Source organism: Prauserella flavalba, from assembly GCF_003202235.1.
Lineage (GTDB): Bacteria > Actinomycetota > Actinomycetes > Mycobacteriales > Pseudonocardiaceae > Prauserella_A > Prauserella_A flavalba.
On record NZ_MASU01000002.1, the window covers coordinates 85,244 to 98,221 of the forward strand.

The following is a 12,978-nucleotide window of genomic DNA, read 5'->3' on the forward strand; positions in this document are numbered from 1 at the left end:
TACCTGCTCACGCGCGCGGGATCAGCGGCGTGCCGCGCCCCGCCTCGCCGGCTCCGGAACGTGCGGCCACGCCGGAGCCGAGGTGGCAGGCACCGTGGCGAACTCCCAGTTGTCGACCCCTCCGCCCATGATCTCCGCATAGCGCTCGGCGGCGTCGCGGTTGGCGAACCGGATCTGCTGGTCGTTGAGCCGGTGAGTGATCTTGCAAGCCATGTGCCCCTCCTGGCCTCGTACTGCGTCGTCGGGCCCGGCTCCTCCGCATCCCCTGCGAACCAGGCCCTTCCATTAGAACATGTGTTCGAACACCCGCGCAACTTCTCACGGGAGCCACGAGACATGATCACGTAGAAGCGCGTATCCGACGAACGCAAACACGTCCAAGAGGGTGTGAGCTACGACCAATGGCCACAGCCGGTTCGTCCGCTGCCAGATCCGGCCGAAGACGAGTCCCATCACGAGGTTGCCGACGAAGCCGCCGATGCCCTGGTAGAGGTGGTACGAACCGCGCAGGACGGCCGCCGCGAGCAGGCCGGAGTTCTCGCGCAGGCCGAGCTGGCGCAGCCGGGTGAGCAGGTAGCCGACGACGAGGACCTCCTCGGCGAAGGCGTTGCCGAACGCCGCGAGGGTGAGCGTGATCGGCCGCCACCACGACTCGCCGAGCGTCGACGGCTGTACCGCGAGGTTGAGCCCGAGCTGCCACGCCGCGAAGTACAAAGCGAGGCCGGGGATGCCGATCAGGGCGGTCAGGCCGATGGCCCACCTGGCGTCGCTGCCCTTGCGTCCGCCGTCGAGGCCGATCTCGGCGAGCTTGATGCCGCCCCGCCACAACAGGTACAGCCCGAGCGCGCCCCAGCCGACGAGCTGCACGACGCTGAGCAGCTGTTTGAGCAGGTCGAGCACGCCGATCGCCGCCTGCGAGACGTTGATGGCCACCTGCTGCTCGTTGAGCGGCTCCGGCCGCAGCAGTGAGTCGAGCAGCGACAGCAGGCTGCGCGCGCCGGAGAGGCCCAGCGTGATGGAGAAGACGAGCACCAGCTCGAGGACGAGCGCGCGCCGCTCGGCGGGTTCGGCGACCACGGCGGGCCTCGCGGGCGCGGCCGGGTTCAGCCAGTCACGGCCTATCGACACCGGCGCACGTTACCCCAGCCGGTGAGAAGCGCAGGTCAAGCCTGCGAAAGGAACGGGCAGCCGACGAGCCTGCGCAGTTCCATCGCGAGCTGGGGCTGGCTGTCGATCGCCTTGGAGAAGGCCAGCCGCACGTCGTGGTCGCCGTAGCAGGACTCGACGCGCAGCCGCAGGCCGTAGCGGTCGAGCCCGAGTGGGCGGATGCGGCCGTCGCGAAGCTCCTCGGGCAGGTGCCTCGCGAGCTGCCCCACCACGTCGGCGTGCGCGGTCTCCAGGTGGCGGAGCCACTGCTCCTCGTACCGGCAGAACGGGTCGGCCTTGGCTGAGCTGAAGCTCTGCGCGCTCAGCGAGTGGGTGCCCTCGGAGTCGGCGAGCACGATGGACGCCGGGTTGAGGCGGAGGACGGCGACGCCGTGGCCGACGTCGAGCAGGCGCGGGTCGGGGCGCGTGCCTGCGATGGAGACCGCGCGGGCCCTCGCGGCGCGCTCGTCGAGCGGACGCAGCCAGCCGGTGATCCAGAGCAGGCCCCTGATCGGCTCGCGCAGGTCGACCGGCGCCTGGTCGGCGAGCTCGATCATCATCGCGAGCTCGCCGCTGTCCGCGGCGCGGGCCGAGGTGACGATCGGGTGGTCGTCGGGCAGCAGCACGCTGACGCTTCCGCTGGCGTGCACGTGCTGCAGGACGGGGACCACGCGCTCGTCGTCGGCGGCCCTGCGGTCGAGGGCGGGCATGAGGATCGCCGGTCCGTTGCGCAGCGCGATGGTCTTGGCTCGCTCGGCGGGCTGCGGGGCCTGCGGCCGGCGGGTCTGTTGTGTCTCGGTCACCACTCACCTCCAACTTAGGTGAGGCTAACCTTTTTTCTTGATCGGGGGAAGGTGCTCTTCCGGGTAGGCTCCTTCACATGGCCTGGTCACAGCTCCTTCCCTTCGCCGGCGTGGTGTTGCTGGGAGCGATGTCGCCGGGGCCCGATTTCGCCGTCGTGCTGCGGCACTCCGCCGTCGGCGGGCGCGTCTCCGGCATGGGCGCGGCCCTCGGCGTCGCCACGGGGATCCTCGTGTGGTCGGTGGTCGCCGCCGTCGGCGTCGCCGGCCTGCTGGCCGCCTCGGCCGTGGCGTTCACGGTCGTCAAGCTCGCCGGGGCGGCCTACCTGCTCTACCTCGGTGGCAAGGCGCTATGGGCGGCCCGCCGCGGTACGGCCGGGCAACCGGAGCAGCCCGCCGCGCCCCCGGATCCCCGGAGGGCCTTCCGTGACGGCCTGCTGTGCAACGTGCTCAACCCGAAGTGCGCGGTGTTCTTCGTCGCGCTCGTCCCGCAGTTCCTGCCCGCCGACCCGACGGTCGCGGACACCGTGCTGACGGCGGCGATCCCCGTGGTGCTCACGGCGCTGTGGTTCGGCGTCGTGGCCAACGTGGTCGGTGCGATGCGCAGGCTGCTGGCGATCCCGCGCGTGCGCAGGGCGCTCGACGCGGTCACCGGCACGCTGCTGGTCGCGGTCGGCGTGCGGCTCGCGGCGCAGGCGCGCACGGTACCTTGACCTCGTTGAGGCGTCCGGTGGACGGCCACTGTCGTCCTGATTTCGGACGCTACTAGCGTGTGTCTCGTGTCAAGCGCTGTGGAACTCACGCCCCCCGGCCCTCGTGGAATCCCTCCGCTGTTCGCGCGGCTGGTCGATGACTCGGCACTGTTCCCTCCCGGCGACGCCACGATGCCGGAGGCACTGAAGGGTCACTTCGAGACGCGGGCCGGTGAGCACGCCGGTGTGCTCGGGGTGTTCCTGTGCCAGGCGTCCCGGCTGCCCGAGCTGATCACCGAGCTGATCAAGATCAAGCCGAAGGAGCCGCTGCCCTTTTCACTGATCATCGACACCGGCCTCGGCGGGGTGCCCAAGGCGATCTCCATCGTCGAGTCCCGCAACGAGCTGCTCGCGCTGAAGATGGTGGAGATGCCCGCGCCGTCGGACGTCGACGAAGTGTGGCTCGAGCGGGTGTCGGAGTTCGTGCCGGAGGACGTGGTCCGCGTCGTCGAGCCGCGCAGGGGCGTCGGCTGGCTCGACGGCGTCCGCAAGGTGATCGAGCACGGCAGCTGGCCGAAGATCAGGTGCGGCGGGTTGTCCAGGGAGAACTTCCCCAGCGTCGACGAGGTCGCCGACTTCCTCTCCGTGGTGAGCAGCTTCTCCGGCGCGGCGTTCAAGGCCACCAACAGCCTGCATCGCGCCGTTCGGCACGTGGACGCAGAGAGCGGCTTCGAGCACCACGGGTTCCTCAACCTGCTCGTGGCCTCCGCGAGGTGCCTTTCCGGCGGCAACGTGCGCGACGCGCTCGCGTCGACCGACGGTGAGGCCCTGGCGAGTGAGGCCGCCGAGCTGTCGGACGAGGCGGCGAAGGCCGTCAGAGCCGTGTTCGCGTCGTACGCCTCGGCCACCTTCGACGAGCCGATCGCGGATCTGAAGGGCCTGGGCCTGTTGTGAGCAGGGAGAGCTCGCTGACCTTGGATCGCGGGCTCGCCCTGTTGCAGGCCGTGGCCGACGCCGGAGGCGAGGCGGCCACCATCTCGGAGCTGGCGGCGGCCATCGGCACGAGCAGGCCCGCGGTGTACCGGCTCCTCGTGCCGCTCGCGGAACGGGGGCTGGTGTGGCGCGACGGCAGCAAGGTCAGGCTCGGCGCCGGTGTGCTGCGGCTGGCCGGGCAGATGCTGCCCCAGCTGAGGGAGGCCGCCCAGCCGGTGTTGAGGGAGCTCGCCGAGACCGGCGGCACCACCGCGCACCTCTCCGTTGCGGAGGGCGACCAGCTGCAGGTGATCGCCGTCGCGGAGCCGTCGTGGACGGCGCTGCACGTGGCGTACCGCATCGGCAGCAGGCATCCCGTCTCGCGCGGAGCCGCGGGCAAGGCGCTGGCGCTGCGGGCGAAGGGCAGAGGCTGGGCGGTGGCCTCGGGGGAGCCGCAGCCGGGCACGTACGGGCTGGCCGCGCCGGTGCGCGGGGTGCTGGGCCTGCGGGCGACCGTCGGCGTGGTGTCGCTGGAGCCGCTCGAGCACGCGACGGTGGGGCCGAGGGTCGTGGAGGCGGCGGCCGCTCTGGCGACGGTCCTGAAGGGCTAGGCGCGCGCTGAACAACCGCTGCCTACTGCGCTACGGGCGGGGTCGTTCAGCACACTCCTAGCCGAGCAGGGCCGAGCCGAGCGCGAACACCGAGAAGGCGGCGAACACGAACCCGGCGCCGCGCTGGAGCAGGCGGGGACGCAGCCTGCTGCGGATCTTGCCGCCCAGGAATACCGCGAGCGCGGCGACGGCCACCAGGCCGAGGAACGCGCCGAGCCCGACCGCCACCGGCTGGCCGTAGCGGGCGGCGAGGCCGGCGGTGGCGAGCTGCGAGGCGTCGCCCCACTCGGCGGTGAAGAGCACCGCGAACGACGTGAGCGCGGCGCGGTGGAACGGCACCGGGGCCTTGCCGGAGCGGGCGGCGTCCTGCCCGGAGTCCTCGCCCTGGCGGAAGCCCTCGCGCAGCAGCATGGCGGCGCCCACGCCGAAGAGAACGCCGACGACGAGCGAGACGACCCGATCGGGAAGCAGGGTGAGCACACTGCCGAACGCGACCGCGATCACGGCCTGCACGGCGAACGCGACGGATACGCCCGTGAGCACCGCACGCGCCCGGTAACGCGTGGTCAGCACCAGCGTCGCCACCATGGTCTTGTCCGGCAGCTCCACGGCCATGACCAGCGCGAACGTCGCGATGAAGGCTAGCAGCGCGGAGGACATCGGAAATTCTCACCCCTTTTCTTCTTCCACGATAAAGGGGGAGTTCGTAAATGCCTAGCTGATGGGGATTGCGAATTGTCCTTTTCGGTGTCGGACCAACAATTTCCAGGCGTGTCTCATCATTTTCTTCGGCGGGCCGAAAAGAAATTCGCGGCGCGCCCTCGATTCCGGTTGGGACCAACGTCCCATGCAGGTCGGGACCAGGGGACCTGACGGTGAAGGGGCCGACGGGAGGAGAGTCGGACTCGTGGAGGTCCTGGATCTGGCGCGGTGGCAGTTCGGCATCACGACCGTCTACCACTTTCTTATGGTGCCGCTCACAATCGGTCTGTCGATTCTGGTCGCGGGTATGCAGACCGCGTGGGTGCGCACCGGTAACGAGCGCTACCTGAAGATGACGAAGTTCTGGGGCAAGCTGCTGCTCGTCAACTTTGCGATGGGTGTGGTCACCGGCATCGTCCAGGAGTTCCAGTTCGGCATGAACTGGAGTGCGTACTCGCGCTTCGTCGGCGACGTGTTCGGGGCGCCGCTGGCGATGGAGGGCCTGGTCGCCTTCTTCGTCGAGTCGACGTTCCTCGGGCTGTGGATCTTCGGCTGGGACCGGCTGCCGAAGCGGGTGCACCTGGCGTGCGTGTGGGCGTTCTCGCTGGCCACGGTGGCTTCGGCCTACTTCATCCTGGCGGCTAACTCGTGGATGCAGCACCCGGTGGGCGCCGAGTTCGTCGACGGCAAGCCCACGATGACCTCGATCTGGGCGGTGCTGACCAACAACACCGCGCTCGCCGCGATCCCGCACACGATCGCGGGCACGTTCTCGGTCTCGGCGGCCTTCCTCGTGGGCATCGCCGCGTGGCGGCTGTGGCGCAAGCGGCGTGAGCGGGACGAGGACCGGCAGGTGTGGCGCTCGTCGCTCAAGCTCGGTGCGTGGACCGGGGTTGTCGCCTTCGCCGCGCTGGCGATCACCGGCGACGTGCAGGGCAAGCTGATGTTCGAGCAGCAGCCGATGAAGATGGCCTCGGCGGAGGCGTTGTGCCACACGGAGCAGCCCGCGAGCTTCTCGATCCTCGCGGTGGGGGACGTCAGGGACGCCAACTGCGAGAACGTGAAGACGTTCTCGGTGCCCGCGCTGCTGTCGTTCCTCGCGCACAACGACTTCGACACCGAGGTCAAGGGCATCGAGGACCTGGTCGGCGAATACCAGGAGCGGTACGGCACGCACTACCCGGACGACCCGGCGCTCGGTGAGCTCGCGGGCCAGCCGATCGACTACGTGCCCAACCTGCCGGTGACCTACTGGGGCTTCCGGATCATGATCGGCTTCGGCGGGCTCTCGGCCGCGTTCGGAGTGCTCGCGCTGTGGCTGACGCGCAAGGATCGAATCCCGGACACGAAGTGGTTCCCCCGCGCGGCACTGCTGAGCATCGCGACGCCGTTCATCGCCAACAGCGCCGGCTGGATCTTCACGGAGATGGGGCGCCAGCCGTTCGTGGTGGTGCCCAACCCGACGGGCGTGGACGGCGTCTGGATGTTCACCGCGCAGGCCGTGTCGAACGTGTCGACGGGTGAGGTGTGGACATCGCTGATCTCGCTGACGGCGCTGTACGCGGTGCTGGCGGTGGTGGAGGTGTACCTGATCGCCAAGTACGTCCGCGGCGGTGTCGAGGGAGTGATGCCGCCGAAGAAACCGGACGACGAGGGAGAGGGTCCGGACAAAACCGACGACGACGCACTCGCGTTCGCCTACTGAGGAGGAGGGAAACGATGTTCGGGTTCCGTAGGCAACCCCCCACCCTCCCTGGGGGGCGACCCCGCTGCCAGCCTACCCAGTTCGAAGGTATCCACGGGGGCTTGCCAGCAATTTGTGGACAACTCGGGCTGTTGTGCACAACTTGGGGAAATCTGGTTTCACCTGAAACATCGGTCGGAGGGCCGCGCTGATGGACCTCGAGACGATCTGGTTCTGCATCGTCGCCCTCTTCTTCGCCGGGTACCTCTTCCTCGAGGGGTTCGACTTCGGCGTCGGCATGCTGCTGCCGATCCTGGGCCGCGACAACACCGAGCGCCGCGTCATGATCAACACGATCGGGCCGGTGTGGGACGGCAACGAGGTGTGGCTCATCGTGGCAGGCGGCGCGATGTTCGCCGCTTTCCCCGCCTGGTACGCGGGCCTGTTCTCGGCGGTCTACCTGCCGCTGCTGCTCGTCCTGCTCGCCCTGATCGGACGCGGGGTCGCGTTCGAGTACCGCGGCAAGGTCGACTCCGTCCGCTGGCGGCGCAACTGGGACCGCGTGATCATGATCGGCTCATGGATCCCGCCGTTCGGCGTCGGACTGCTGCTCACCACCTCGGTGCTCGGCCTGCCACTTGACGCCGACGGCAACCGCGTCGGCACGGCGTTCGAGTCCGTCCGCTGGGACACCGTGCTCGGCGGGCTCGCCGTCGTCGGCTTCTCGCTCGTCCACGGCGCCGCGTTCCTCGCGCTCAAGACCGACGGCGACATCCGGCAACGCGCCCGGCGTCTCGCCGTCCGCATCCTGCCCGTCGCGTTGCTGCCCGCGGTCGCCCTGATGCTGCTGGTGCAGTGGCGCGAAGGGTCGGCGTGGACCCTCGTCCCGCTCGCCGTCTCGGCCACCGCCGCCTTCGTCGCGTGGTGGCGCCTGTCCCTTGGCCGCGAGGGGCAGGGCTTCGCGGCGCTCGGCGTGGTCATCGTGTCGGCCGCGGTGGTGCTGTTCGGCGCCCTCTACCCCGGCGTGCTGCCGTCCACACTGGACGCCGCGAACTCGCTGACCGTCGACAACGCCTCATCCAGCCCCTACACGCTCACGGTCATGAGCTGGGTCGCGCTCTTCGGCGCACCGGCCGTGCTCGTCTACCAGGGCTGGACCTACTGGGTGTTCCGCAAGCGCATCAGCACCCAGCACATCCCGAAGGTGCACGTGCCCCGATGAACTTTCCCGTCCGCGCACCCCTTTCCGCCTATGTGTCCAGAGTGGACACACTGCGGACGGGAAAAGGTCCGCTCGGCGCGCTGCCGGCCCTCTCGGCCTCGGCGCGCCGGGCGTTGGCCTTCGCCGGGGTGCTCGCCTTCCTCAACGCCGCCGCGCTCGTGGCGCAGGCGTTCCTGCTCGCGTCGGTGCTCGCGGCCGTCGTCGCGGGCAGGACCGACGGCCACGCCACCGCGCTCGCCGCCCTGCTCGTCGTTGTCCTCGCCCGCGCGCTCATCGGCTGGGGCATCCGCGTGGTCGCCGCCCGCGCCGCCGCCGGCGCCAAAGAGGAACTGCGCGCCAAGGTCGTCGACCACGCGCTGCGCCTCGGTCCCGAATGGATCGCCCGCCGGGGCCCGGGTGAGCTGACCGCGCTCACCACCAGGGGCCTCGACGCGCTCGACGCCTACTTCACCGAGTACCTGCCCGCGCTCGTCACCGCGGCCGTGGTTCCGCTCGGCGTCGGCGCCGCCGTGCTCGTCGCCGACTGGCCCTCCGCCGTCCTCATCGCGCTGACACTGCCGCTGCTGCCGATGTTCGCCATCCTCATCGGCAAGTACACCGCCGACCAGGTCTCCTCGGCCACCGACGCCCTGCAGCGGCTCTCCGGTCACCTGCTCGAACTCGTACGCGCGCTGCCCGTGCTCGCCGCCTTCCGCCGCGCCGAGGCGCAGGCCGAGGCCGTACGCCGGGTCAGCGACCGCCACCGCAAGACCACCCTCTCCACACTCAGGGTCGCGTTCTCGTCGGCCTTCGCGCTCGAACTCGCCGCCACCCTCTCGGTGGCGCTCGTCGCCGTGGTCATCGGCGTCCGGCTGGTCTCCGGCGAACTGTCCCTCGCCGTCGGGCTCGGCGTGCTGATCCTCGCGCCCGAGTGCTACCAGCCCCTGCGCACCGCCGGTGCCGCCTTCCACGCCAGCGAGGACGGCGTCGAAGCCGTCCGCAGGGTCACCGACGTCCTCGCCGAACCCGTCGCGCCCGAGGGAACGGAGCCGCCGCGCCGTGGGGAGGTCCACGTCAGCGGTCTGCGCGTGCGCAGAAGGGACGGCTATGCGCCCGACGGCGAATCGTTCACCATCCGGCCCGGCGCGACCGTCTGGCTGCGCTCACCGAGCGGCGCAGGCAAGACGACCACGCTCTCCGTGCTGCTCGGCTTCACCAGGCCCGACGCGGGAACGGTCACGGTCGACGGCGCACCACTGGAAAATGTCGACATGTCGGCCTGGCGCGACTCGGTCGCGTGGGTGCCGCAGTCACCCGCGTTCGCGGGTGGCACCGTGCGCGACGAGCTCGCCCTCGCCGCACCCGGTGTGGACGACCTCGACATCGACGACGTGCTGGCCCAACTCGGACTTAGTGGTCTGGTGGCTGAGCCAGTGAGTCACCTGTCCACTGGACAGCGGCAACGCGTCGCCGTGGCCCGCGCGCTGCTGCGGCTGAGGGCCGGCGCGTGGCTGCTCCTGCTCGACGAACCGACGGCCCACCTCGACGCCGTCAACGCCGAGCGTGTGCTCGCCGCGGTCCGCCAGGCCGAGCGGGAGGGCGCCGCCGTGGTGATCGCCGCGCATGATCGCTCCACCCTCGACGCGGGGGAGGAGCCCACCGACGTTCGCCAGGGCGGTCGTGGGGTGCCGCAGAACGACCGCCCTGGCGGGCATGTCCACCTGCGGAACCTGGTCAGTCGTCGATTCCTGACCGGTGCCGCGCTCGGTGCCGCCGCGCTCGTCGCGGGTGTCGCGCTCACCGCGACCTCGGGCTGGCTCATAGCCAAGGCGTCGCAGCAGCCGCCGATCCTCACGTTGACCGTCGCGGTGGTCGGCGTGCGCACGTTCGGGCTCGCCCGCGCCGGGTTGCGCTACGTCGAACGGCTCATGACCCACGACGCGGCCTTCCGGGTCGCCGCGCGGCTGCGGGTCCGGCTGTGGCGGGCACTCGTCCGCCTCGGCCCCGCGCACACGCTCGGCCTGCGCCGCGGCGAAGGCCAGCGCCGCCTTGTCGCCGACGTCGACACGGTGCGCGACCTGCTGCCCCGCGTGGTCACACCGCCGATCGTCGCCGCCGTGGTGGTGCTCGCGGCGTGTGCCGTGCAGGCCGCGGTACTGCCCGAGGCCGGGCTGGCCCTCGCCGTCGCCGCGCTGGTCGCGGCCGGGTTCGCTCCCGTGCTCGCGCTCGGCGTGGAACGGCGGGCGACCTCGACGCTGGCCTCGGGCCGCCGCACCGTCGCAACGCAGGTGCTCGGCCTGTTCGAAGCGGCGGCCGAGCTGGTCGCGTTCGGCGCCCACCGGGCTCGCAGGGCCGACCTCGCCGCCGCCGACGCGACGCTGGCGCGGGCCTCGCGGAGGCAGGCGCTCGGCGCGGGCGCCGCTGACGCCGTGATCACCCTCGCCACCGGCGCCGCCGCCGTGGTCAGCACGTTCTTCGCCGCGCGTGCCGTCGCGGCCGGAACGCTCGATCCCGTGGTGACCCCGCTGCTCGCGCTCGTGCCGCTGGCGCTGGCCGAGGTGCTCGCACTCCTGCCGCCCGCCGCACAACACTGGGACTCGCTGCGCCAGGCCGAGGCCCGGCTCGCCCGGATCTGGGACCGCGACGTCCCCGAGCCCGGCGACCGCGTTGTGCACGGCGGCTCCGGCATCACCCTGCGCGGCGTGGACGTCCGCTGGCCGGACAGCCCGGAACCCGTGCTGCGCGGCGTGGACCTCGACATCCCGGCGTGCAGCCACGTCGCCGTGATCGGTCCATCCGGCGCAGGGAAGTCGACGCTGCTGGCGACGCTGCTGGGCTTCCTCCCGCCCGAGCGCGGGCACGCGAGCCTGCCCGCACGCGTCGCCTGGGCGCCGCAGGAACCGCAGCTCGTGTCCACCACCGTCGCCGAGAACCTGCGGCTCGCGGACCCGCACGCGACCGACGAGCAGCTCACCACCGCCCTGCTGACCGCGGGCCTGCCGGGGCTGCCGCTGTCCACCGTGCTGAGCAGTGCGGGCGCCGGGCTCTCGGGCGGGCAGGCGCAGCGGCTCGCGCTCGCCAGGGCGCTGCTCGCCGTCGACGACGCCGACCTGGTGCTGCTCGACGAGCCGACCGCGCACCTCGACGAGCCCACCGCCGACGTCGTGCTGGCGAACCTGGACACCGCACTGGCGGGCAAGACCGTCGTGCACGTCACGCACCGGCCCGAGGAGGTGGCCGGCGCCGACCTGGTGCTCGAGGTGAGGGAAGGCCAGATCACAGCGCGCGAGGCGGCTTTGGCTCACGGAGGCGCATAACCTTGATGTTGCTGATGGAACCAACCCTTGCCGCCCGGGCCCTGTCCGCGGCCACCGAGATCACGACGACGGCACTGTCCGGCGACGACCCCGGTGCCGTGCTCGGCTCCGTCGTGCGCCACGCCGCCGAACTCGCCGACGCCGACCTCGGCGTCGTCATGGTGCGCGCCGACGACGGCAGGGTCACCGTCGAATCCGCGCACGGCACCGACACCGCGGGCCTGCTCGGGCTCGTGCTGCCGGCCGAGTCCGCCGCGGGGCGGGTCGCGGCAGGCGGCGAGCCGATCGTCGCCGAGGACGTGACCAGCGACCCGCGCACGTCCCGGTTCGTGCCGGAGGAGCTCCGCTCGTACGGACCGTTCGCCGCGGCCCCGTTCGGCAAGGGCGGCCGCCTGCTCGGCGTGCTGACCGTCTACCGGCACCGCGACGCCGAACCGTTCTCGGCGAGCACGGTGGAAGTGCTGACCGCGTTCGCCGGCCAGGCCGGGGTCGTCCTCGCGCTCGCCGAGGGCGCCAACGCCCGCCACCGCGTGACGCTCTACCAGGAGCGCGAGCGCATCGCCCGCGAGCTGCACGACGTGATCGTGCAGCGGCTCTACGCGGCCGGAATGCAACTCGACCGGGTCCGCAGGCGCATGCGCAGGCGGTTCGCCGGTGCCGACGGCGCCAGGCTCGGCGAGGCCATCGACCAGCTCGACCAGACCATCGAGGAGATCAGGGGCACCGTGCGCGCGCTGCGCTCGCCGGAGCCCGAACCGCACGAGCCGGAGCCCGCCGCGACCGACCTCGCCGAGTCCGCTCGCGCCGAGGTGCGCATCGCAGGCGAACTGCTCGGTTACCCGCCGACCCTCGAACTGTCCGGCGAGCTCGCCGACATCCCCGCCGAACGAGCCGACCACGTCCGCGCCGCGCTGCGCGAGGCACTGTCCAATGTGGTCCGCCACTCCGGTGCGAGCGAAACGAGGGTGACGCTCCAGCGCGACAGGGACGGGGTGCGGCTACGCGTGCGGGACAACGGCTGCGGCGTGCCCCGCGACGTCGCCCAGCGCGGCCTGCGGCACCTCTCCGAACGCGCCGAGGCTGCGGGCGGCAAGTTCTTCATCAATTCCTCGCCCAGCCTCGGCACGCTCGTGGCCTTCGACCTCCCGCTGAGCTAGTCGCCCCGGCTCGCGTCATGCCGGGCGACCCAGGCCGCCGCCTGGGTGCGGCGCTGCATGCCGAGCTTGCCGAGCAGGGACGTGACGTAGTTCTTGACGGTCTTCTCCGCGAGGAACAGGCGCTCGGCGATCTCGCGGTTCGACATGCCCTGCCCGATCAGCTCCAGCACGCTGCGTTCGCGCTCGCTCAAATCGGCCAGCCGATCGGGCTCCGGGTGCCGCATCTTCTCGAGCAACCGCGCGGTGGTCACCGGGTCGAGCAACGACCGGCCTGCCGCGACCTCGCGCACGGCGTTCACCACGTCCTGCCCCCGCACCTGCTTGAGCAGGTAACCCGCGGCGCCGGCCATGATCGCGCCGATCATGGCCTCCTCGTCGTCGAACGCCGTCAACACCAGGCAGTGGGGCGGATTGGGCCGGGCGCGCAGCTCGCGGCACAGCTCCACGCCGTCGGTCTCGGTCTCACCGAGCCGGACGTCGACAACGGCCACATCGGGCTCCACGTGCATGGCGACGGCGAGCGCTTCGTCGGCCGTACTCGCCTCGGCGACGACCTCGATGTCGGGCTCGTCGGTCAGCAGCTCCCGAAGCCCGCGCCGCACCACCTCGTGATCGTCGACGAGCAAAACCTCAATGGCCATACCTCGAGGTTACGCGCGCGCGGAGCCGTTGAGGGAAACGCTCCAACAGTCGGTG

General features: G+C 71.3%; 12 protein-coding genes. 7 read left to right on the forward strand and 5 right to left on the reverse strand.

What is annotated here, in order from left to right; all coding sequences use genetic code 11:
• Positions 1-21: 21 nt before the first annotated feature.
• The 3 genes from BA062_RS02665 to BA062_RS02675 all read right to left on the reverse strand — a co-directional run bounded on the left by BA062_RS02665 (position 22) and on the right by BA062_RS02675 (position 1,949).
• Complete coding sequence (locus BA062_RS02665; protein ID WP_110334428.1) at positions 22-213, reverse strand: hypothetical protein; 192 nt, start codon at positions 211-213, stop codon at positions 22-24.
• Positions 214-318: 105 nt separating this feature from the next.
• Entirely contained in the window at positions 319-1,128 is an 810-nt protein-coding gene (locus tag BA062_RS02670; protein ID WP_110334429.1) for a CPBP family intramembrane glutamic endopeptidase, read from the reverse strand.
• 35 nt (positions 1,129-1,163) lie between these two features.
• Complete coding sequence (locus BA062_RS02675) at positions 1,164-1,949, reverse strand: DUF2470 domain-containing protein (RefSeq protein WP_245959649.1); 786 nt, start codon at positions 1,947-1,949, stop codon at positions 1,164-1,166.
• Positions 1,950-2,026: 77 nt separating this feature from the next.
• Here BA062_RS02675 and BA062_RS02680 point away from each other — a divergent pair, with 77 nt between their 5' ends.
• The 3 genes from BA062_RS02680 (at position 2,027) to BA062_RS02690 (ending at position 4,221) form a co-directional block, all read left to right on the forward strand.
• Positions 2,027-2,659, forward strand: a complete 633-nt coding sequence (locus BA062_RS02680; protein ID WP_110334430.1) for a LysE family translocator — start codon at positions 2,027-2,029, stop codon at positions 2,657-2,659.
• A gap of 78 nt (positions 2,660-2,737) precedes the next feature.
• On the forward strand, positions 2,738-3,592 hold the full coding sequence (locus tag BA062_RS02685; protein WP_110334431.1) for a hypothetical protein: 855 nt from the start codon (positions 2,738-2,740) through the stop codon (positions 3,590-3,592).
• The gene (locus tag BA062_RS02690) at positions 3,589-4,221 is read left to right on the forward strand and encodes an IclR family transcriptional regulator (protein ID WP_110334432.1); all 633 of its coding nucleotides are present in this window, start codon (positions 3,589-3,591) and stop codon (positions 4,219-4,221) included. Before BA062_RS02685 ends, BA062_RS02690 begins: the two co-directional genes overlap by 4 nt.
• Positions 4,222-4,278: 57 nt before the next feature.
• Here BA062_RS02690 and BA062_RS02695 read toward each other — a convergent pair whose 3' ends face one another.
• Positions 4,279-4,881 (reverse strand): TMEM165/GDT1 family protein, encoded by a 603-nt coding sequence (locus BA062_RS02695; RefSeq protein WP_110334433.1) that lies wholly within the window; start codon positions 4,879-4,881, stop codon positions 4,279-4,281.
• Between the two features lie 247 nt (positions 4,882-5,128).
• Here BA062_RS02695 and BA062_RS02700 point away from each other — a divergent pair, with 247 nt between their 5' ends.
• From BA062_RS02700 to BA062_RS02715, 4 genes are all read left to right on the forward strand, one after another.
• Entirely contained in the window at positions 5,129-6,628 is a 1,500-nt protein-coding gene (locus BA062_RS02700) for a cytochrome ubiquinol oxidase subunit I (protein ID WP_110334434.1), read from the forward strand.
• Between the two features lie 190 nt (positions 6,629-6,818).
• Entirely contained in the window at positions 6,819-7,829 is a 1,011-nt protein-coding gene (gene cydB / locus BA062_RS02705; protein ID WP_110334435.1) for a cytochrome d ubiquinol oxidase subunit II, read from the forward strand.
• Entirely contained in the window at positions 7,826-11,125 is a 3,300-nt protein-coding gene (gene cydD / locus BA062_RS02710) for a thiol reductant ABC exporter subunit CydD (RefSeq protein ID WP_110334436.1), read from the forward strand. The genes cydB and cydD overlap by 4 nt, the downstream gene beginning before the upstream one ends.
• Before the next feature lie 14 nt (positions 11,126-11,139).
• Positions 11,140-12,282: a GAF domain-containing sensor histidine kinase gene (locus BA062_RS02715; RefSeq protein WP_110334981.1), complete on the forward strand. Its 1,143-nt coding sequence runs from the start codon at positions 11,140-11,142 to the stop codon at positions 12,280-12,282.
• Here BA062_RS02715 and BA062_RS02720 read toward each other — a convergent pair.
• Positions 12,279-12,923 carry a response regulator gene (locus BA062_RS02720; RefSeq protein ID WP_110334437.1) on the reverse strand — a complete coding sequence of 215 codons (645 nt, stop codon included), beginning with the start codon at positions 12,921-12,923 and terminating at the stop codon, positions 12,279-12,281. The genes BA062_RS02715 and BA062_RS02720 overlap by 4 nt on opposite strands.
• Positions 12,924-12,978 lie beyond the last annotated feature (55 nt).

Bases quoted from the DNA above. Each gene is read 5' to 3' on its own strand.
- BA062_RS02665 (WP_110334428.1), bottom strand. From the start codon at position 213: ATGGCTTGCAAGATCACTCACCGGCTCAACGACCAGCAGATCCGGTTC.
- BA062_RS02720 (WP_110334437.1), bottom strand. From the start codon at position 12,923: ATGGCCATTGAGGTTTTGCTCGTCGACGATCACGAGGTGGTGCGGCGC.
- cydD (WP_110334436.1), top strand. From the start codon at position 7,826: ATGAACTTTCCCGTCCGCGCACCCCTTTCCGCCTATGTGTCCAGAGTG.
- BA062_RS02695 (WP_110334433.1), bottom strand. From the start codon at position 4,881: ATGTCCTCCGCGCTGCTAGCCTTCATCGCGACGTTCGCGCTGGTCATG.
- BA062_RS02680 (WP_110334430.1), top strand. From the start codon at position 2,027: ATGGCCTGGTCACAGCTCCTTCCCTTCGCCGGCGTGGTGTTGCTGGGA.
- cydB (WP_110334435.1), top strand. From the start codon at position 6,819: ATGGACCTCGAGACGATCTGGTTCTGCATCGTCGCCCTCTTCTTCGCC.
- BA062_RS02715 (WP_110334981.1), top strand. From the start codon at position 11,140: ATGGAACCAACCCTTGCCGCCCGGGCCCTGTCCGCGGCCACCGAGATC.